Below are 18,652 nucleotides of genomic sequence, written 5' to 3'. Positions count from 1 at the left end.
CGTTTCGGGCAGCCTGATCGGCCGCCGTCGCCTCGAGCGTCAACAAACGGACGGAAGACCATGACCATAACTCTTTGGACGACACGCTTCGCGGCTTTCGCCGCCATCTCGATCGCGGCGGGTGCGGCCGCCCAGGCGCACGACGCCAATCCGCTGGTCGAAAAGGTGCGCGCAGCCAACAGCCGCTTCGAAAATGTGGCAGCCGCCACCGCCGAAGGCTATGCCCCCATCCCTTGCGCCAGCGGCATCACCGGCGGCGCCATGGGCATCCACTATGTCAACGGCGCCTATCTCAAGGACGATGCCGTCGATGTCGCCAAGCCCGAAGCGGTGATGTACGAGCCGACGGCCGACGGCGGCCTGAAGCTAATAGCGGTCGAATACATCACCTCGAAAGGCCCGGCTTCGCTCGAAGGCCAGCTGTTCAACTTCAACAGCGCCCCCAACCGCTACGGCCTTGGCCCGTTCTACGAACTGCATGTCTGGGCCTGGAAACAGAACCCGACCGGCGCCTTCGCCGACATGAACCCGAACGTGTCGTGCGACGCGATGAAGGGGATGTAACCCCTTCCCCATGTGACACCTCCGGCACCGGACACCCGGTGCCTGGCCTTCCCCCTTGGCGGGGGAGGGGCGAGCGCAACGCCGACCGGCTCCCCAGTCTTCCCCGGCGTTCGCTCGCCTTTCGTTTTGCCACCGATGTCGCCAAGCCCTAGGCGCCCGACCCGATGGCTGACGGAACGATAGGAATATTTTCTTGACACGGTGACGACAGGTATGCTACATTTTTGTCCATGGTGCTGATTTGCGCCGACGACCCGCCGCCGAGGCGGGTTTTGTTTTCCTGGGCGATTCACTGCTGTTGCTTCACGACGCCTCTTTGGCCCCAGGCTGGCGTAAACAGAATTCGTGTTCAACAGCAACCGCGCATTGACGCTACGGTTGGCGATTATGTACTTTACAAACACGGCGTGTCGGTGTTAGTGTGAAACCACACTAGAGGCACGGTAATGAGCATCCTTTCCGAACCCCGCTTCCACAACGAAGAAGCTGCTTTCGAGCGGCTGGAAGCGATTGTGTGGCCGGAAGATCCGGTTTGCCCGAAGTGCGGCAACTGCGAACAGACGCGCATTACCCGTGTCACTGGCGCGACCGCTCGCACCGGCCTTCGCCGCTGCTTGGAGTGCAAGAAGCAGTTCACCGTGAAGGTCGGAACAGTGTTCGAAAGCAGCCATGTTCCGCTGCATAAGTGGTGGCAGGCTGCGCACCTGCTCGCGTCCAGCAAGAAGGGCATCAGCGCTCATCAACTGCACCGCACGTTGCAGGTCCAGTACAAGACCGCGTGGTTCATGTTCCATCGCTTGCGCGAGGCGATGCGCGATGGCGGCTTTTCCCCAATGGGCGGTTCCGGCAAGATCGCGGAAGCGGATGAAACCTACATTGGTCGATTGCAGGGTGTTCCGAAGCAGCGCGGCGGCGGCCACAAGAACACGGTTCTTACGCTGGTAGAGCGCAGCGGCATTGCCCGCTCTTTCCATATCGACACCGCTACCGTCGCTCGCGTTATTCCAATCGTTCGGGCGAACATCGCTAAGGAAAGTGCGTTGATGACGGACGAAGGTCCGCACTACACGCGCGTTGGCAAAGAGTTCGCGATGCACGGCACTGTCAACCATAGGAATGACGAGTACGGCAGGACCGAACGTGACGCCGCAGGCGAGAAGATCTCCGTCAGCACCAACACGGTTGAAGGCTTCTACAGCATCTTCAAACGTGGCATCAAGGGTGTCTATCAGCACTGCGGCGAACACCACCTGCACCGCTATCTCGCCGAATTCGACTTCCGTTACAGCAACCGCATCGCGCTTGGCGTCGATGACAACAACAGGACGGTTAAGGCTATGGCGGGCATCGTAGGAAAGCGTTTGAAATACCGGGACTCATCATGGGCGCTCGCGTAACCAAGGGAACGGACCCGCTTCTTGCAGGGTTCTTCACCCTGAAGGATGCCGCGCGCCTACTGCAGATCGACAACACCAACCGAATACGGGCATGGCTGACCGGCTGGAATAACAGCGGGTCCGGGCCTGTTATTGAACGCGATTTCGAAGGTCGAACAGTCAGCTTTTTAGATCTGATGGAAATACGGTTCGTAGACCATTTCCGAAGGCAGAAAGTGCCTATGCCGACCATCCGAAGAGCGGCGCAGCAGCTTAGGAATGACTGGAAAACCAAGCACCCGCTCGCATATTCGAATTCCGATAAGTACCTGACCGACCGCCGCAAGATATTTGCCCAAGCGGCAGAATCTGAAGGCGACAAAGCGACTTGGGACTTGGCTACCAATCAATACGAGATGTGGGTAGCCATTGAATCTATCGTTGCGAAGAACGTGGCGTTCAACCCGGCGACAGAAATAGCGCAAACCTGGCACCCGCTAGGAAACGAGTTTCCAAACGTCATCGTTGACCCGCGCCTGGCTTTTGGTCAGCCGGTCATAGGGAAGAGACCCACGCCGACAGCCACGCTGCTTAGGCAATGGAAGGCCGAAGGCGGCAATGTTGAACGGGTCGCGAAGTGGTTTCGCGTCGAACCAAAAGACGTGAACGAAGCAGTAGAGTTCGAATTGTCTCTGGCGGCATAGCGGATTGAAGATAAGGGCTGATGAACACGTTTCACCCGAGATCGTTGACGCGGTCCGCCGCATAATTTTGACTCCGGCATTTGCCTTCGACCATGTCTATGATGCCGGCCAAAAAGGCATGTCAGACGAGCATTGGATTACCAAATTTGCAAAGGCTGGCGGGAACGCAATCCTGACCGCTGATACAGATTTTATCCATAAGCATCCGCAGGTTTTGGCGGTGTTCAATACGGGCATGAAGGTCATCCATATGCCCAAGAAATGGGGAATGGCGGGTGGCTACCTACAGGCGTCACATATCCTCGCTTGGTGGCCTCGAATAGAAGCGAAGCTCGGCGAGATGAAGCAGCGCGAATGCTTCCAGCCTGAGTGGAATGTTAGCGGCGAAACGGGTCTGTTCAAAAAGGTGGATATCGACTTTGCCAAAGCCCATAAAAAAGCCAAAGCCTGACCAGTCGCAGGCATTTATCGATATGGCTCGCGAACTTGGCGCGGATGGGAAAGACTCGTCCGCTGAATTGTTGATGGGCAAGCTGGCGCACATGCCGCCCGACCCCAAGACGACAATGCTAGTTCGCAAGAGGGCTAAAAAAAAGCCGGCCAAATAGAACCCTCCGAAAGAATTCGTTTACGGAACGGGTTCACCGTGCGGGCGTTGAGGGGATGCTATGGCAGAAATCATTCAGTTCGTGCGCAAACGCCGCCCCGACGAATATCCGACCTTCACAAAGGTAGTGGATGGGGAGACCTTCGAATGCGTTGACGTGGACGCTCTGAGCCCACGTCAACGCGAGAAGTTTTTCGAGGGTCTCAAGCGACCTTCGTGATGTGGTCGCTGTTCGTCGGCAGGGCGGTCGCGGAACCTGTGCTGAACAATTTATCGCAATGCGTCAGCATCGATTCGATGAAACGCCCGTGGTAGACGCCGTAACCCGCCGCGGACGTGTTGACCTTGTTGTTGCCGATGAAGTTCATCGTCAAGCGTCCGGTGTAGATCACCGGGCGCAACCACGCCAGATGCTTCCACTGGTCCGGCGTGTGGGTAAAATCGCCGTCCTTGTCGTAGGACCAAGTGACGACATGCTTTTCGTCAATGGCCTTCCTGAAGGCGGCGAGGAGCTTATGTGGGTCAGTAGTCTCGAAGTTAATAGCCATTGGCTCTTTCCTAAATGCAGGGCAGAGCCACGCCCGGTCGAATGAAGTTCGAATGCGTCTGCGACGGCTCACCGTTCTGGTCGCGGACGTCGCGGGAGCTGGTCGGTTAGGACCGCTCCCGCAACTGATTCAAATATATATCAAAACTGGCGCAGAGTCGAGATGCGGCACTAGATGCAGTGACGTTTCCAAAACGTTCCGCGGAAACCACTACATGTAGCGGCTACAGCATTTAACCGGATAATGCGCGTGTTCGCAAAGTACGTAATCGCCCTATGGTTGTAAGAACACGCCTTGTTTGTTCACGACGCAAATTTCAGAATGGCAGCGTCGCATCATCCGCCTGCCGGCACCTTCTCCCCGTATAGTGACGGGGAGAAGGGAGCCTGCCTGCCCACCCTTTCTTAATGTGTCTCCGCTACACCAAAACCCAGAAAATATCCGGAAAACGGAGAGACATCGGGGTGCGCTTTTCCGCGGCGACGACGGCCGGGCGGTTCTTGCCGCAGCGCTTGGCGTTGCGCATGAGGCCGTTGCTTGGCCGCATCGATGCGGTGCTGTTCACCGCCGACGAACGCGGCGAAGCCGGCCGCATGTCGCTGATCGCCTTTGCCATCCGCATCGTCAGCGCCGTCATCGCCTTCATCAGCCAGGTGCTGATGGCGCGCTGGATGGGCTCGTTCGAATACGGCATCTTCGTCCTCGTCTGGGTGACGATGGTCATCGTCGGCAACCTCGCCTGCCTCGGCTTCCACACCTCGGTCATCCGCTTCATCCCCGAATATCGCGAACGCAACATGCTGGCCGAGCTGCGCGGCATCGTGGTCGCCAGCCGCCTGTTCGTGCTGATTGCCTCAACCGCGATCGCCGGACTAGGCGCACTGGGCGTCTGGCTGTGCGCGAACTGGATCGAGAGCTACTATGTCATGCCCTTCATCCTCGGCCTGTTCTGCCTGCCGATGATCGCCATGGGCGATCTGCTGCAAGGCCAGTCACGCGCCAATTCCTGGGCGTTGTTTGCATTGTCGCCGACCTATCTGGTGCGGCCGGTGCTGATCCTGGCGCTGATGGCGCTGATGCTGGCAATGGGCTATGCGCCCGACGCCAGGACAGCCATCTTCGCTTCGATCGCCGCCACCTACGCCACCACGCTCGGCCAGCTCATCGGCGTGACCACGCGCATGGGCAGGAATATCCCGGCCGGGCCGATGAAGGTGCATTTCGCCGAGTGGTTCATCGTCTCGCTGCCGATCTTCCTGGTCGAGAGCTTCTTCTTCCTGCTCACCAACGCCGACGTGCTGATGGTCGGCGCCTATCTTCAGCCCAACGACGTCGCCGTCTATTTCGCCACCGTCAAGACGCTGGCGCTGGTGCATTTCGTCTATTTCTCCGTCAAGGCCGGCGTTGCCCAGCGCTATGCGCAGTTCACCCATGGCGAGCCGGAAAAGCTCGCCGCCTTCGCCCGCGAGACCGTGTCGTGGACGTTCTGGCCGTCGCTGCTGATGGCGCTGCTGGTGCTGGCGCTCGGCGAACCGATGCTGGTGCTGTTCGGCCCCGAATTCACCGCCGGCTATCCGCTGCTGTTCCTGCTGGTGTTCGGCGTCGTGGCGCGCGCCGCCGTCGGCCCGTGCGAAAGCCTGTTGACGATGAGCGGCAACCAGAACATCTGCGCCGCCGTCTATGCCATGACGCTGGCCTTCAACATCGGCCTCAACGTGGTGCTGATCCCGCTCTTCGGCCTGTGGGGGGCGGCGATCGCCACCAGCCTCGCCATGGTCTTCGAGGCCAGCGCCCTGTCCTTCACCGTCTGGCGCAAGCTCGGCATCGTCATGCTGATCTTCGTGCCCGCTGCCGAGGGAGCCGCCTGATGGCCGCCATCCCGCTGATCGAGGAAACCAGCGGCGGTCCGGCCGGCGCAATGGTGTCGGGCCTTGCCGGCCTAGCGCGCGACGCCGATCCGGCGCATCTCGAGATCCTCGCCAACAACCGGCCGCTGCGCAAGCTGGCGATCTATCCGGCTTCGGCCGGCTTCGAACTGGTCGAGGAACTCGACTATCTGTGCACCCGCACGATCGAGCCCAACGTCTTCTTCAACCCGCGCTTTCTGGCGCCGGCCATGCCCCGGCTGGAAGATCGCGAGGTCAAGCTGGCGGTGATCCGCGACGGCGACGAATACCGCAACCGGCTGCGCCTGCTGGTGCCGTTCTCGGTCGAAAGGCCGGCCGTGCCGCTCGGCGTTCCGGTGATGCGCACTTGGTCGAGCCCGTTCGGCCCGATCGGCACGCCGCTGGTCGACCATGACGACCCGATCGGCGTCGTCGAGGATTTCTTCGGCATGCTGTCGCGGCCGCATCTCAAGTTGCCGAAGGTCTTCGTGCTGCCCGACATGCGCCTCGACGGCCCGTTGGCCAGCGTGCTGGCCACCGTTGCCGAGACGCGCGGCCTGACAATGGTCACCACCGGCAAGGCGGACCGGCCGGTGCTCGAAAGTACGCTCGACGGCGAGGCGTATCTGAAAGCATCGCTGCGCGCGCACCACTACCGCGAATTCCGCCGCCTGAAACGGCGTCTGGGGGATCTCGGCAGGTTGGAGCATGTCGTGGCGCGGGGACCGGACGAAATCCGCCACGCCATCGAAAGTTTCCTGACGCTGGAGGCGGCCGGCTGGAAGGGCCGCGAGCGCACCGCCATGGCCGTCGACCGCTACCGCGCCGCCTTTGCCCGCGAGGCCGTGCACCGGCTGGCCGAGCACGACATGTGTCGCATCCATTCGCTGACGCTGGACGGCCGCACCATCGCCTGCCTGGTGGTCTTCGTCGAGGCCGGCGTCGCCTACACCTGGAAGACCGCCTATGACGAGACGCTGGCGACCTATTCGCCGGGCACGCTGCTGATGATCGAGGTGACCAGGCAGCATCTCGACGACCCCAACATCATGATGACGGATTCCTGCGCCGTGCCCGACCACCCGGTGATGAGCCGGCTGTGGAGCGAGCGCAAGCCGATGGGCTCGCTGGTGATCGGACTGACGCCGGATGCCGACCGCCTCGCCCGCCAGGCCGCCTCGCAGCTGCACCTCTACCGCGAAACCCGCAACATGGCCCGCCTGCTGCGCAATCGCGTGAAGAGTTTGCTGGGACGGCGATAGAGCCGATGGCCTGCGCGTTGTTATAGTGGCGGAGCGCGACCGGGCTTCTTGATCTGAGACTTTGTAGTAATCGCGGCAGCTGGCGGTTCCGGTTTTTGGACCGGCGGGAGGGGGGCTGGAATTGGGGGGCTATCGGGCGCCTTGGGAGCGCTGGTGCCGACTTTGACCAACATGGCAGAAATCTTCCACTGCCGGTCGATAGGAGCGAAAACAAGTTCGAAGTTTAGCTGCATCGCGGCAGAGGGAAAAAACCCTGCCATATGCAGCATGCCGTTGGATTCGATTTGCGGCATCAACGTCAATTGCGGCTCGAGCACGGCTACACCGCTGAGATCAAGCCCTTCGTTGCGCTGCTTCGCGAAAATCTCACCCAGCCGAGCAGGGTTGTTGGCTTGAAAGTCCGGGGCGCCAAGCTCACGCAGCACGGAATAATTTCCGGTCCTGTTTGCATGGTCGAGTGCCAGCAATGTGGACCTGACCAAGATCAGGACGCCATTGTGGTCGATGTCCGCCGGTTTTGGGGCGTCGGACACCTTGGACGCCGAACGACCATCCTTCTTAGCCTGTGCGTGGGCGGGAAGCACTTGCAGGCAGCAGACGGCCATGACCAAGGCCAGCCACGTCAATCGGCGCATTTTTCACACCCTCCGGCCAAGGCCGCCGGCTCTTGCTCCATCCTCGGCGCTTGCAGGCAGGCGCTAAAACTCGCCGGCTAGACCGAGGCGGAAACCATGGCTGGTTCCACCGCCATAGGCATAACCCGCGGTGAACGCGAAAGGTTCATCGAAGTCGAGGCGATGAGCGAGCGAGCCACCGAACGCCGTTTCACCCTTGAAATAACCGACATTGCCGGCCCAGCTCGTGCCGCCCGGAACGGACGGCATTGGGGCAGTTGTCATTGCTATTGCCGCTGCGATGCCCTGACGGGCCTCGGTGCGATTCTCGGAAATCTCCGTCCCTAGTTCAGAGAAGCCGCTCTCCAGCGCGCCGACTCGTCCGTCGAGCGATGCGATATCGCTGGTGTTTGTCGTCACACGCGTATCGAGCGACGCGAGCATGGTGTCGTGTCCGGCAAGCCGGCCGTCTTGCTCCGTATCCTTCGCTTCCGTCTGCGTGATCCGCGTCTCGTGATTGGCGAGGGTGGTGTCCTGCTGGACGTTTTTGGTCTCGACGCCGGTGAGCCGAGTATCTTGCTGCGTGTTCTTGGCTTCGACATCGTCTAGTCGGCCATCCTGCTCAATGTTCTTTGCTGAAGCGTCGCCGACGACGCCGTCAACATAATCCTTGTTGGCCGCATCCGTTCCTGCCGTCGGGGTGCCGACGTTCGTTACGATGTTGCCACCCATATCAACCGCTCCACCGAAGGTCGCCGCACCCGTCGCCGCGTCGAAATTAATTTGGCTGCCGTTGGGGCCAATAGTGATACCCGGTGCGGGCACAAAATAATCGTCGGAGTCCGAACAATCGTCGTTTATTGTGGTGCCGATCACGCCGGCAAAGCTGCAGATCGTGTTCTCTGGATCTCCCGCGTCACCACCGAAGACGACCTGTGCCGAAGCTGGCGCTACCGAAGAAAGCATGAGAATGAGAAAAAACACTGACAGCGAGGCCACTACGCAGCCAAATCGGCTCTCGTGAGAAGCTTTGCAAGTTGAGTCCATCACGCCCTCCACCACCATTCCCTGCGTAAAGGTGATCGGCGGCCCAAGGTTGAGTCAATCGTCAATAGCGGTTTTCCTCCCGAATCCAGGCCCAGCTCGGCGACATGGCGTTCTCGATGTTGCTCCTGAGCAACAACTTATGCGGTCATTAGCAGGCAGTGTGTCAACCTGTGTGCAAGGTGGACGAGGAGATCCGAGGACGTTCGCAACGTGAGGTAATGATGGAAGCCATGCAATATTGCGAGCGAAATTGAGCGCTTCGGCGGCAGTCCGGACGTGGGCAATCTCAGTGCAGACGGCAGACAGCTTTGACTGTCCGGCCGCTTCGATGGCGGCGCTGTAGCGCGGTCAAGGCATCCGACGCGCCAAAGCAGGCTGATATTGACCGAAACGGATTTTGATCTTGGTTGCTATCGAGCCGCTTGTGCTCGCGATACAGGTCACCAATGACTGCGCCAACCGCGCGGGGAGCCTGAGAAAAGCCACTGGATCAACGGCAAGACACCAGCTATGGGTCGGCGCGGCAATTTCGGCCGGCCTTCACGACAAGCCATCCTGATGATCAGAACCTTTTTGCGTCACGCCGGTCCCCGTGCGGCCTTTTTGCTGCTTGCGCTGCTGCCTGTCCGCGCCTGGGCCGATAGCTGTCCCGAGGATTGCAGCGAGCCCGCGCCGTCCATCAACATCTACAGCCACACCGCCGCCAGCCATCTCAGCCCGGCCACGCTGGGTGCACTGCCGCGCGTCTATGTGCCGAACCGCTCCTCCAACAGCGTCACGGTGATCGACACCATGACACTCAAGGAAGTCGACAGGTTCCCGGTCGGCAGCAAACCGCAGCACGTCGTGCCGTCCTGGGACCTGAAGACGCTCTGGGTCGCCAACAATGGCACCGGCAAGAACGGCAGCCTGACGCCGATCGACCCGATGACCGGCAAGCCCGGCCCGCAGATCGCCGTGGACGATCCCTACAATTTGTATTTCATGCCGGGCGCGGCCATCGTCGTCGACGAAGCCCTGGAGCGGCTCGATTTCCGCGATCCTCACACCATGGCGCTAATGTCGAGCCTGCCGACGCCCACTTGCCCCGGCATCAACCACGCCGAATTCTCGGTCGACGGGGCCTACGCGATCTTCACCTGCGAATACGGCAATGGCGGATTGGCAAAGATCGACCTGAAGAACCAGAAGGTGCTTGGCCATCTCGACTTCTCGAAAATGGGCATGCCGCAGGACATCCGCCTCTCGCCCGACGGCAAGGTTTTTTACGTCGCCGACATGATGAATGACGGCGTGTTCCTCGTCGATGGCGACAGTTTCAAGGAGATCGGCTTCATCCCGACCGGCATCGGCGCCCATGGATTCGTCGTCAGCCGCGACGGCAAGCGGCTCTATGTCTCGAACCGGGGCTCGCACAAGATGGAGCAGGGCCAGGCAAAGGGACCGGGCAGCGTGACCGTGATCGACTTCGCCACCCGCGCGGTCGTCACGCAATGGCCGATCCCCGGCGGCGGCAGCCCCGACATGGGCAATGTCAGCGCCGACGGCAAACAACTATGGCTGTCCGGCCGCTTCGACAGTGCCGCCTACATGATCGACACGACATCGGGCGCGGTGACCAAGTTTCGGGTTGGCTCAGAGCCGCACGGCCTGACGGTGTGGCCGCAACCGGGACGGTATTCCCAAGGCCATACGGGGAATATGCGCTAAGTCCGTGTTCGAGTCGCGGCTCGAACGCAAAAGGTCGCAAGGGCAACCGCCCATCGGCCGGGACCCGGAACGAGCAGGGGCTTTCCTTGGAAACCGCGAAGCTGTAGCTCCACACACTGGTTTCGGATACTGCCAGAAGATGAACCTTCGCCGCATCGTCCTCATCGTCGCGCTTCTCAATCTTGCCTATTTCGGGATCGAGTTCGCTGTGGCGCTCGCCATTGGATCAGTGTCCCTGTTCGCCGACAGCATCGACTTTCTTGAAGATGCTTCCGTGAACCTCCTTATCCTGCTCGCACTTGGGTGGTCTGTGCGCTCCCGTGCGCGGGTGGGGATGGCATTGGCGCTCATCCTTCTCATGCCGGGTCTGGCAACGCTCTGGACGGCTTGGGAGAAGTTCAACGTGCCGGTGCCGCCGCAGCCCATCGCCTTGACCTTGGCGGGACTTGGCGCCCTCGCCGTCAACCTGTCCTGTGCCTACATGCTGGCCGCGCACCGGCATCGTGGCGGCAGCCTCACAAAGGCGGCCTTCCTGTCGGCCCGCAACGACGCCTTGGCCAACATCGCCATTATTGCCGCAGGGTTCGTCACGGCCTTGCTCTGGCATTCCGCGTGGCCCGATTTGGCGGTGGGATTGGGGATCGCGGTCATGAACGCCGACGCGGCCCGCGAAGTGTGGGAAGCTGCCCGTGAAGAACACCGTGCGGCGGCCTGAGAGCACGTAGAGCGGGGGCTACCGGCCGCCGCTGATTGGCGCTATCGCTGTCATTCGCAGCAGCCGCCGCTGGGTCTTTGTCGAGGCACTGTTCGAACCCGGAGGGTTCGCAAGGGCGACCGCCCGTCGGCCGGTCAGGCCGCCCCATCGGAGCCCGTGAGCGAAGCGAACTGGCGTGAGATCAAAAATGGTGCCCCTAGCCGGGGTCTCCACGCTGGATCGAACTATCGCTCCAGACCGGAATTTAGCCTCTTAATTCAATATCTTACGGGTCGATCGCCCCCCGAGGCGCGAATGCGTTGATGTACCTCAATGGGTATCAAATGCTGTACCTCAGCGTCAAGGCCTGCTTGCCCTTGCCCAAGCCACTTTACCGAGACGCGGCCGAGGCTTCTCCTTGTTCCGAGGTAAGTTCCGATTTCCCTAAGAGAAACAAGGCAATAGGTGAGCAAGTGCGCCCCCAGCATTGCGAACTTTCGCACTATGCCGGTTATGTGGTTGATTTTGCTCTATTCCTTAGAAGTCCTCGGGGATCACTGCTGGCAGTTCGCGCCCGCCCGTTGCCACCTTCGCGACATCCTGAGCGGCCCTTGTGATCTCGACCAACAGGGCTTGTTGCTGTTCCTTCGACCGTATAGCCGAGAAAGAGGCTTTGAATTGCACCAAGGCTGTGGTCGCCAATTCGGCATGGATCACGTCCCTGTCTTTCTTTCCGAAGTCCGAACCGGGGTTCTCCTCCAAGCCGCCTGCGCGCATCGCCCGGTAGACCTTCGGGAAATCCTGCAGCATCCACACGGGAATGCGGCGGTCACTGACGATGCCCTGCAAGTCACGCGCCATCTCCCGAGCCGACTTCACCCGTCGACCACGGTTCTCCATTCGGTGCCTTCCCGCTTGCACATAAGCCCTGAAGACTTCCCGCTTGTCCGCGTTGGTCAGCCTTAGGCCATGGCTTCGGTTGTTCTCAGCGGCGATCCACCGGTATTCATTCGGCATGACACCAGCGGCCACTACAGCGTTGATCGTCTCCCCGCCAAGGGCCTGCACAGCGGTCACGCGATGCCATCCGTCGATCAGCACAAATCCCTTATCAGGGTCCTTCGGATCGACAGGGGCGACCGTGATGGGAGGAAAGACCACACCGGTCCGCATGGCATCCCGATACTGCCTCACGGTCGCGGCGTTGGTTTCCTGTCTGATTTGTGTCGCAGGGTCCATGACCAAGCCGTCAAGGCGGATAGTCACGCGGTCGTCGGTCTGGGGGTTCATTGCGTCCATCGCTATCGCATCTTCATGGTTGGGTTGCAGTTGGAAAGCCGGCCCTGTGATGGTCGACAAGGAGGGCGCACGCTTCCTCCAGAGCCTCACCAACGTGCCTTAGGACGCGGCCACGGGACCTTGGGTAGACGTGGAGTTCCTTGGCGTTCGCCCCCTCGCCCCACCTCTTGTGCGTCCCTGAGGCCATCTTGTGGATCAGCTTCGCCGCCTGCACCTGCTTGAACTCGGCCTTGCGCTCGGCCTGCGGATCATCGCGAATGATCATCTCGATTGCGAGCCATGCCGCCACCACCCGGCGAGGGTCCACTGCAGCCTTCCGCAGCCTCGCCCAGGCGGCCTTTGCTCGATCCTGGGGCGACAGCCCGCGAAGCCTGAACGCCTCCACATGCGGCCCTGAGGTCTGCAGCAAGGTGGCCACACGGTCGACCGCATTACCGACATAAGTGTCAGCCTCTCGCGCCTCCAGCCATGCCAGCGCAGCGTCCCTGTATGGGGCGACCTCTCGTGCCTTGTAGGAGGGGCTGTAGGCGCTCCCGTGGCGTGCGTAGTGATCAGCGTGGGATCGACAGAACCTAGTGTCCAGCCCGTCTCCCGTGCCCGCTCTGGCCGGCTTACTGCACGCGACCACGCGGCAGTTCCTGAACATTTGGCTAGGCTCCTGAGCCCGGCCCTTCACCTCGGCTTTGCGTTCGCGCCTCGCCGTCCAATTCGTCAATGCGATATTCCTCAAGATAGCCACCCCGCATCGCAGGGGAGACAGGCGTGTAACAGCAGGGGATGGCGAACGACAGCGCCGAAGCCTACCCCCTCGGTGACCCAAGGGTAGGTCCTGCGTCGTCAGGTGGGCTGAAGCTCGGCCGCTGGCGCGAGGCGCTTTGCCAGCTTCGCAAGGGTTGAGCGCGAGCAGTTGGTGGCCTTTACGATGGTGTTCCAGCTCTGCTTCTTGCGCAGCATGTCCATGATCGCCTCATTGCGTTCGGCGTCCTCAGGCCGGCCCTTCATGCGCCCCTCAGCCTTCGCCTTGGCGATGCCCTGAGCCTGCCTGCGGCGGCGGTCGTCATAGTCCTTGCGGGCGATAGCGGCGAGCATGTCGAGCAGCATCCCGTTGATGGCGTCGAACATGCGCCCGGTGAAGGCGTCCTCGGTCTTCATCATCATGTGCGAGGTCGGCAAGTCCAGCGCCACGACCTTGACCTCTCGGTCCTTGATCTCACGCTTGAGCTGGTCCCAGTCCTTGTCCGAAAGTCGGCTGAGGCGGTCGACCTGTTCGGTGAGCAGGATGTCGCCGGGCTTGCTATCCCTGAGCAGCCGGAACAGCTCTGGCCTGTGCAGCGAAGCCCCGCTCTCGTTCTCCTCGTAGGTGGCGGCGATGGTTAGGCCACGTTCCTTGCAAAACGCCTCAAGGTCCCCACGGGCACGCCCCGCGTCCTGTTCCTTGGTCGAGGCCCTGAGGTAGGCTCGGATAAATGGCATTGCGAGGCTCCAGTTCGGTTTGACTGGTTCGCTAATATTTGGTTCGGTTTGACTGGTCAAGGGGAATTTATCGAACCAGCCTTAGTCCGGTTCGGAAAGGGCACACCTTAGGAGACCGGGCGACTGGCGGCTTAGGTGGTGAAGGAATAGGGCGGGAGGAACGGTTGGCCGTACTGGCCGGGCCAGGAGCCCAAGAACTTGACGGAATAGCCTTGGAGGAACCCCGGTCGCCGTACGAGGTGATGAGGCGGGTTGCGGAGGTGGGCCATGCTTTGGGATACAAAGGCCATAATCGCGAACGACTGCCGGAACGTGGCCCAGTATCCCGTCACCCCAAGCTCTTCGCCTTTGACGAACCTGAATGTGAACTGATCCTCCACGTTCTTCCGGCCCTGCGTCATCGTGTAGTCGGCCCCGAGAATTTCCAAGAAATCTTGGGGAAGCCGGCCTTTGAACCGCTCATAGTTCGAGAACCATCGTGCAAACACGCCACCATTTGGGCCGACGATTTCTCCAGTGACCCAATGATGAAGAGCGAACCCCATGCGAGCGGCGAACGTCGTCATCACGGAAGACATGATGGGTCCGCTGGCCACCAGCACTCCCGCGCCTTCAACGTAACGGCTGTCCGACTTGGGCCTGCCCAGTTCGGCGATTAGGTTGGGGTAGTTTCGGAACACCGATTTGATAGATCGCTTGACCTCCTCGTGCTGTTCCTCAGTCGTGGGGTTGGGAAGGAAGCGACTTGCGAACGCCGCGACATCGTCCATCTGTCGCGTCCCCTCATGGCATTCCTTGCAGGTAGTCACTTCCCCGCCCTTCGGTCGCCACTTGCCATCGAACAGACCCCTCGGCGGCACGTGGTCGATGTCGACGCCCCGAGCCGATCCGGCACAGTAGATGCAGAATGGCTGTTGGCTTCGTAGCTTCTGGCTCAGGCTCACTGCGTGGCTCCAGCTCTAATGGCCAATGTTACGGCCTTGCCTAAAGGAAACGAAGGGGGGCACGGGGGAACCAAGCGTGTGCCAGCTATCCGATCCTCCCTCTCAGAAATCTCTACAAAATATTCCTGACCCCCATTAGGTTTCCCTAATGTCTCTCCATTGGTTCAACCCCCCAGTCCCTGTCAGCGGCGCCCGTGCCGGCATGACCTATAATGTCAGCAATGTTGAGGCGGCCTCCGACCATCTCCTACAGTGGACCAAGCGTGGCCCCAAATGGAACCTTGCGGTGCGCGTCTGCATGGCTGCTCTGGCCGACCAAGCGACAGCCCAGGAGGCTCGTAGGGCGTTCCGAGCCGCCGCCAAAGAGGAGGGTTCGTTGCGGCTCGAAGCGTCATAGTTGGCCTTAGACGGACAACCCACCCTCAGGCAGCGATTTGCCACACCGCTACGCCCGCGAGGAGCAGTCCAGCCAACCCCTCTACCCCGCGTGAGATCGCGTCGAAGACCCGAGGGCTCCTGTCGAAGAAGTGCAGCAGCCGCTGACGGAACAACACCGAAAGGATCGCGACACAGGATAGAGTTAGCGCGACCCCCAACATCATCGTTATGGCGAACAGAATGCCCGCTCCGGGAACGCCACGAGAGATGGCGAAGGTCATCACGAACAGGGTAAGCGGGCACGGGATCAGTCCGGCCATTACGCCCACAACCTCGCCTTCATGATGATGGTGACGGCCATGGCGAACCGCCCGCCATAGCATCCAGACGCCGATAAGGCCAAGCAGTCCCCGGCTGATGTCTTCGAGCAGCGGTGCACGGCCAACGCTCCCCAGCGCAATGGACACAAGGGGCAAGGAGAGAACCGCGATCAGAACCGCGATTGTGATGTGTGTGAACGACAGCGTGAGCGACACCAATAGGCCCCGAGACACCGTAGCGTCTGACCCGGCAAGGTAAGTGGCAAGGACCGCCTTGCTATGTCCCGGTGTCAATGCGTGAGCCGCCCCAAACACGATCCCCATGGGCAGGAAGGCCATAAATGCGAGCCAGTCGCCTCCCGTCTGGAGCAGCTTTATCTGATCAGCCAGGGCCAGATAAATCGTTCGCTGGAACTCTAAGAGCGTTTGGAACATGGATGGATCATTTCGCCTGCCGATGAGTGTCTGACAACGCTATTACGCCCGCTACTGCTAACCGTCCCGACGTTCCTCGGGCGGGCGAACCTTGCGGAACATCGTAAGAAGAAGGATGTCGTAGATGATCTTCAACGCGCCCGCGATAAGCAGCGGCCAACCGAAACCGGAAATGGCGAGTAGCGAGCCGGCAATGACCGGACTGGCGGCTGCAGCGAGGCTGCGCGGAACGGCGGTAACACTCGCGGCTGCTGCCCGCTCACCGGGCGTCACGACTGCCATGACGTAAGAGGTGCGGGTCGGGACATCCATCTGCGACAACGCACTCCTGATGAGCAGAAGTACGATGACCGGACCGAGCGTCGGCATGAACGGGATGAGAAGAAGGCAAAGGCTCGACGGCAGATGTGTAAACACCATGGTGTTAACGAGCCCGATGCGTTTTGAGATTTGCACAGCCACAAGATACGAGATGGCCGAAAGAACGCCCGTGCAGAAGAAGATCGCGCCAGTAGTGGCAAGAGACAGGCCAAACCGTTGGTAAAGCCACAGGGCCAACAACGACTGGACCACGAAGCCACCCGCGAAGGCGTCAACGCTGAAGAGCGCGGCGAGCGTTAGAACTATCGCTCGGGACTTGCGCAATGGCTCTGCCGGTGCCCCCCTCTCATCGAGCGGCTCGACTGGCAACCGCCAATAGATGAGCAGCGCTCCTAGTCCGAGAAAGGCATAGAGCAGGAAGGCAATCTGGAGGACCTGCTTGATCTCAAGGCCAAGTAGCTGTCGAAGGAGGTCGGGCGCGCCTGCGGCCAGAGCACCGACAGCCCCAACAAGTGAACCGACAAGGCTGTATCGGGCAAAGAGCGCTGTGCGGTCGCGATCCGTAACGCTGTGGGCCAGTTGCGCGTGTTCCAACGGGAGAAACACACTCACGTCGCCCGAGGATGGGTTCAACGTTCCGACGAGAGCGACCACGAGCAGCGGCCAGAAATCTGTGACCAGCGCAAAGGCAATCCCCGTTCCGACCATGAGGACCGAAGCTGCAATCAGTAGCGAGCGGCGGGAGAAATGGTGCGCCACGAGCCCGACGGACAGCGTGAGCGCCGCTGACCCCGCCAACGTTGCGGTGGCGACGCCTCCTATCTCAAGCGCGTTGAAGCCGAGCGTCGCTAAATAAGCGGGAAGCAGCAGGCTGACGAGCCCGTCGCCAAAAGCCCGCAACCCTCTTGAAGCCAGCAGATAGGCGGCCGCTGGACCGGCCCCGGACGGCAGGAGCGCAAATCTTGCCTTCCGATCAGACAAAGCATCTGTCGGTCTTTGAGCTGCGAAGGATGACGGCATGGCGTCCACCTCAAAACAGAGAGCTTGGACGCGAACATTGGGCTGACGCCTCACGGGGTCGTCGCGGTTAACCCCACGCACCGATGCTGGATCGATCCTTGGTGTCTGTCAAGAATTGCCCGGCTCCTCGTGAATGTGACCGCGCAGGTATCCGTGGCCATGGTCATGGGGATGTGGATGCGGATGCGGATGGTCGTGCTTTCCATGTTCGGTCGCGAACCGCACGTTTGCCACCGCTAAGGCCGGCATGTGCTCGAACAGTTCGTCTTCGAGCGCAGCCGTGATCCTGTTTGCGTCAGAGAGGGGTAGGGCCTCATCCACGGTAATGCTAATGTCGGCGTGGAGTTTATGGCCTATCCATCGCGCTTTCGCCTCCACGATCTCGGCTCCCGGAACGTGGGCGGCCGCATGATGGATTTCCTCGATTACGCTGGGCTCAATGCCGTCGAGCATCCGGGTGAGGACAGAGCGGGCCGACTGCCAAACAATTCCCAAGATTGCGACCGTGATCAACAGCCCGATGATCGGGTCGGCGAGCGGGAAGCCCAGCCACACACCAAGTGCGCCGGCCACAACGGCAAGGCTCGTCAGTCCGTCCGTACGCGCATGGTAGCCGTCTGCGATGAGTGCCGCGCTATTGATCTCGCGGCCCACCCTGATGCGGAACACCGCCACAATCTCGTTTCCAAGAAAGCCGACGATACCGGCTGCAGCCAGCCAACCAAGGTGCGTCACAGTTTGAGCATGGATTAGGCGGTCGATAGCCTGATACCCGGCGACAATCGCGCTGAAGAGTATGATCAGGACGATGATGATGCCCGCGAGGTCTTCGACCCGACCGAGGCCATAGGTGAACGTCTTGGTGGGCTTACGGCGTGCCAGCATGAACGCGATCCAGAGCGGTATCGCGGTCGTGGCATCGCCGACGTTGTGGATTGTATCTGCAAGCAGCGCCACGCTGCCCGACAGCACCACGACGCCGATCTGCAAAAGGGCGGTGACCGCAAGTATGACGAACGACCACTTGATCGCCCAAATGCCGCGATCAGTTGTGGCGATGGTTGCGTCAATGACGCCGTGGGTGTGGCCGTGCGAGGAATGGTCGTGCCCGTGCTCGTGGCCGCTGCGATCATGAGCACCAAAGCCAAACCAGTCGAGAATGCGTGCGCCGATGCCACTCATAGGTATTTGGCCAGTTGCTTGAGTTCGGCAAGGCTGTCGTGGGCACTGCCGGGTTCAGCCGTATCGTCCAGGCAATGTTCGATGTGGTCGTGGATCAGCTCACGCTTTGCACTGCTGATCGCGCTCTCGACGGCGTGCAACTGCTGGGCAAGGTCAACACAGGAACGCTGCGCCTCAAACATAGACAGCACTGCGGAGAGGTGCCCTTGGGCGCGCTTAAGGCGCTTCACGATGGCGGGGTGAGAGGTATGTAAGCTGTCAGACATGG

20 protein-coding genes are annotated in these 18,652 nt (G+C 60.8%); 9 read left to right on the top strand and 11 right to left on the bottom strand.

The window, feature by feature from the left end; genetic code table 11:
• Positions 1 to 60: 60 nt before the first annotated feature.
• From NLY43_RS22485 to NLY43_RS22470, 4 genes are all read left to right on the top strand, one after another.
• Entirely contained in the window at positions 61 to 564 is a 504-nt protein-coding gene (locus NLY43_RS22485; RefSeq protein WP_023711756.1) for a hypothetical protein, read from the top strand.
• Between the two features lie 446 nt (positions 565 to 1,010).
• Positions 1,011 to 1,961: an IS1595 family transposase gene (locus NLY43_RS22480; protein WP_023711755.1), complete on the top strand. Its 951-nt coding sequence runs from the start codon at positions 1,011 to 1,013 to the stop codon at positions 1,959 to 1,961.
• On the top strand, positions 1,946 to 2,644 hold the full coding sequence (locus NLY43_RS22475) for a DUF433 domain-containing protein (RefSeq protein WP_023711754.1): 699 nt from the start codon (positions 1,946 to 1,948) through the stop codon (positions 2,642 to 2,644). The genes NLY43_RS22480 and NLY43_RS22475 overlap by 16 nt, the downstream gene beginning before the upstream one ends.
• Before the next feature lie 4 nt (positions 2,645 to 2,648).
• Positions 2,649 to 3,095: a DUF5615 family PIN-like protein gene (locus tag NLY43_RS22470; RefSeq protein ID WP_023711753.1), complete on the top strand. Its 447-nt coding sequence runs from the start codon at positions 2,649 to 2,651 to the stop codon at positions 3,093 to 3,095.
• Between the two features lie 359 nt (positions 3,096 to 3,454).
• Here NLY43_RS22470 and NLY43_RS22465 read toward each other — a convergent pair whose 3' ends face one another.
• On the bottom strand, positions 3,455 to 3,799 hold the full coding sequence (locus NLY43_RS22465) for a hypothetical protein (protein WP_023711751.1): 345 nt from the start codon (positions 3,797 to 3,799) through the stop codon (positions 3,455 to 3,457).
• A 524-nt stretch (positions 3,800 to 4,323) separates the two neighbouring features.
• Between NLY43_RS22465 and NLY43_RS22460 the strand changes: the two genes are divergently transcribed.
• Positions 4,324 to 5,667 (top strand): lipopolysaccharide biosynthesis protein, encoded by a 1,344-nt coding sequence (locus NLY43_RS22460; protein ID WP_245263972.1) that lies wholly within the window; start codon positions 4,324 to 4,326, stop codon positions 5,665 to 5,667.
• The gene (locus NLY43_RS22455; RefSeq protein ID WP_023711749.1) at positions 5,667 to 6,947 is read left to right on the top strand and encodes a GNAT family N-acetyltransferase; all 1,281 of its coding nucleotides are present in this window, start codon (positions 5,667 to 5,669) and stop codon (positions 6,945 to 6,947) included. Before NLY43_RS22460 ends, NLY43_RS22455 begins: the two co-directional genes overlap by 1 nt.
• 20 nt (positions 6,948 to 6,967) lie before the next feature.
• On the opposite strand, the gene NLY43_RS22450 is transcribed toward NLY43_RS22455, so the two are convergent.
• Both NLY43_RS22450 and NLY43_RS22445 read right to left on the bottom strand, forming a co-directional pair.
• On the bottom strand, positions 6,968 to 7,582 hold the full coding sequence (locus tag NLY43_RS22450; RefSeq protein WP_050589749.1) for a hypothetical protein: 615 nt from the start codon (positions 7,580 to 7,582) through the stop codon (positions 6,968 to 6,970).
• A gap of 63 nt (positions 7,583 to 7,645) precedes the next feature.
• On the bottom strand, positions 7,646 to 8,560 hold the full coding sequence (locus NLY43_RS22445; protein WP_023711747.1) for a hypothetical protein: 915 nt from the start codon (positions 8,558 to 8,560) through the stop codon (positions 7,646 to 7,648).
• Between the two features lie 606 nt (positions 8,561 to 9,166).
• Between NLY43_RS22445 and NLY43_RS22440 the strand changes: the two genes are divergently transcribed.
• Together NLY43_RS22440 and NLY43_RS22435 are read left to right on the top strand one after the other, a co-directional pair.
• Complete coding sequence (locus NLY43_RS22440) at positions 9,167 to 10,318, top strand: YncE family protein (RefSeq protein ID WP_023694009.1); 1,152 nt, start codon at positions 9,167 to 9,169, stop codon at positions 10,316 to 10,318.
• Positions 10,319 to 10,457: 139 nt separating this feature from the next.
• Positions 10,458 to 11,033, top strand: coding sequence for a cation efflux transmembrane domain-containing protein (locus NLY43_RS22435; RefSeq protein WP_023704303.1), 576 nt, complete (start codon positions 10,458 to 10,460; stop codon positions 11,031 to 11,033).
• Between the two features lie 516 nt (positions 11,034 to 11,549).
• Here NLY43_RS22435 and NLY43_RS22430 read toward each other — a convergent pair.
• The 4 genes from NLY43_RS22430 to NLY43_RS22415 form a co-directional block, all read right to left on the bottom strand.
• A complete protein-coding gene (locus tag NLY43_RS22430; RefSeq protein ID WP_023711746.1) occupies positions 11,550 to 12,311 on the bottom strand; it encodes a ParB N-terminal domain-containing protein in 762 nt (253 codons plus the stop codon).
• Between the two features lie 13 nt (positions 12,312 to 12,324).
• The gene (locus NLY43_RS22425) at positions 12,325 to 12,957 is read right to left on the bottom strand and encodes a hypothetical protein (RefSeq protein ID WP_050589751.1); all 633 of its coding nucleotides are present in this window, start codon (positions 12,955 to 12,957) and stop codon (positions 12,325 to 12,327) included.
• 191 nt (positions 12,958 to 13,148) lie between these two features.
• On the bottom strand, positions 13,149 to 13,784 hold the full coding sequence (locus NLY43_RS22420; protein WP_023711744.1) for a recombinase family protein: 636 nt from the start codon (positions 13,782 to 13,784) through the stop codon (positions 13,149 to 13,151).
• 131 nt (positions 13,785 to 13,915) lie between these two features.
• Positions 13,916 to 14,554: a hypothetical protein gene (locus NLY43_RS22415; protein WP_156935530.1), complete on the bottom strand. Its 639-nt coding sequence runs from the start codon at positions 14,552 to 14,554 to the stop codon at positions 13,916 to 13,918.
• Between the two features lie 322 nt (positions 14,555 to 14,876).
• Between NLY43_RS22415 and NLY43_RS22410 the strand changes: the two genes are divergently transcribed.
• Positions 14,877 to 15,125 (top strand): DUF982 domain-containing protein, encoded by a 249-nt coding sequence (locus tag NLY43_RS22410; protein WP_023711742.1) that lies wholly within the window; start codon positions 14,877 to 14,879, stop codon positions 15,123 to 15,125.
• Positions 15,126 to 15,150: 25 nt separating this feature from the next.
• Here the strand turns inward: NLY43_RS22410 and NLY43_RS22405 are convergent, their stop codons facing one another.
• The 4 genes from NLY43_RS22405 to NLY43_RS22390 all read right to left on the bottom strand — a co-directional run bounded on the left by NLY43_RS22405 (position 15,151) and on the right by NLY43_RS22390 (position 18,650).
• Positions 15,151 to 15,861, bottom strand: a complete 711-nt coding sequence (locus NLY43_RS22405; RefSeq protein ID WP_023711741.1) for a HoxN/HupN/NixA family nickel/cobalt transporter — start codon at positions 15,859 to 15,861, stop codon at positions 15,151 to 15,153.
• A gap of 57 nt (positions 15,862 to 15,918) precedes the next feature.
• The gene (locus NLY43_RS22400) at positions 15,919 to 17,202 is read right to left on the bottom strand and encodes an MFS transporter (RefSeq protein ID WP_023713284.1); all 1,284 of its coding nucleotides are present in this window, start codon (positions 17,200 to 17,202) and stop codon (positions 15,919 to 15,921) included.
• A gap of 108 nt (positions 17,203 to 17,310) precedes the next feature.
• Entirely contained in the window at positions 17,311 to 18,384 is a 1,074-nt protein-coding gene (locus NLY43_RS22395) for a cation diffusion facilitator family transporter (protein WP_084561154.1), read from the bottom strand.
• Positions 18,381 to 18,650 (bottom strand): metal-sensing transcriptional repressor, encoded by a 270-nt coding sequence (locus tag NLY43_RS22390; RefSeq protein WP_023711738.1) that lies wholly within the window; start codon positions 18,648 to 18,650, stop codon positions 18,381 to 18,383. The genes NLY43_RS22395 and NLY43_RS22390 overlap by 4 nt, the downstream gene beginning before the upstream one ends.
• Positions 18,651 to 18,652: the final 2 nt, after the last annotated feature.

Source organism: Mesorhizobium sp. C416B, from assembly GCF_030323165.1.
In the GTDB taxonomy this organism is placed as follows: domain Bacteria; phylum Pseudomonadota; class Alphaproteobacteria; order Rhizobiales; family Rhizobiaceae; genus Mesorhizobium.
This window is presented reverse-complemented; position numbering and strand designations above follow the sequence as displayed.

Bases quoted from the DNA above. Each gene is read 5' to 3' on its own strand.
- NLY43_RS22455 (WP_023711749.1), top strand. From the start codon at position 5,667: ATGGCCGCCATCCCGCTGATCGAGGAAACCAGCGGCGGTCCGGCCGGC.
- NLY43_RS22430 (WP_023711746.1), bottom strand. From the start codon at position 12,311: ATGGACGCAATGAACCCCCAGACCGACGACCGCGTGACTATCCGCCTT.
- NLY43_RS22440 (WP_023694009.1), top strand. From the start codon at position 9,167: ATGATCAGAACCTTTTTGCGTCACGCCGGTCCCCGTGCGGCCTTTTTG.
- NLY43_RS22410 (WP_023711742.1), top strand. From the start codon at position 14,877: ATGTCTCTCCATTGGTTCAACCCCCCAGTCCCTGTCAGCGGCGCCCGT.
- NLY43_RS22390 (WP_023711738.1), bottom strand. From the start codon at position 18,650: ATGTCTGACAGCTTACATACCTCTCACCCCGCCATCGTGAAGCGCCTT.
- NLY43_RS22420 (WP_023711744.1), bottom strand. From the start codon at position 13,784: ATGCCATTTATCCGAGCCTACCTCAGGGCCTCGACCAAGGAACAGGAC.
- NLY43_RS22405 (WP_023711741.1), bottom strand. From the start codon at position 15,861: ATGTTCCAAACGCTCTTAGAGTTCCAGCGAACGATTTATCTGGCCCTG.
- NLY43_RS22395 (WP_084561154.1), bottom strand. From the start codon at position 18,384: ATGAGTGGCATCGGCGCACGCATTCTCGACTGGTTTGGCTTTGGTGCT.
- NLY43_RS22415 (WP_156935530.1), bottom strand. From the start codon at position 14,554: ATGGACGATGTCGCGGCGTTCGCAAGTCGCTTCCTTCCCAACCCCACG.
- NLY43_RS22465 (WP_023711751.1), bottom strand. From the start codon at position 3,799: ATGGCTATTAACTTCGAGACTACTGACCCACATAAGCTCCTCGCCGCC.
- NLY43_RS22425 (WP_050589751.1), bottom strand. From the start codon at position 12,957: ATGTTCAGGAACTGCCGCGTGGTCGCGTGCAGTAAGCCGGCCAGAGCG.
- NLY43_RS22460 (WP_245263972.1), top strand. From the start codon at position 4,324: ATGAGGCCGTTGCTTGGCCGCATCGATGCGGTGCTGTTCACCGCCGAC.
- NLY43_RS22480 (WP_023711755.1), top strand. From the start codon at position 1,011: ATGAGCATCCTTTCCGAACCCCGCTTCCACAACGAAGAAGCTGCTTTC.
- NLY43_RS22435 (WP_023704303.1), top strand. From the start codon at position 10,458: ATGAACCTTCGCCGCATCGTCCTCATCGTCGCGCTTCTCAATCTTGCC.
- NLY43_RS22450 (WP_050589749.1), bottom strand. From the start codon at position 7,582: ATGCGCCGATTGACGTGGCTGGCCTTGGTCATGGCCGTCTGCTGCCTG.
- NLY43_RS22400 (WP_023713284.1), bottom strand. From the start codon at position 17,202: ATGCCGTCATCCTTCGCAGCTCAAAGACCGACAGATGCTTTGTCTGAT.
- NLY43_RS22485 (WP_023711756.1), top strand. From the start codon at position 61: ATGACCATAACTCTTTGGACGACACGCTTCGCGGCTTTCGCCGCCATC.
- NLY43_RS22475 (WP_023711754.1), top strand. From the start codon at position 1,946: ATGGGCGCTCGCGTAACCAAGGGAACGGACCCGCTTCTTGCAGGGTTC.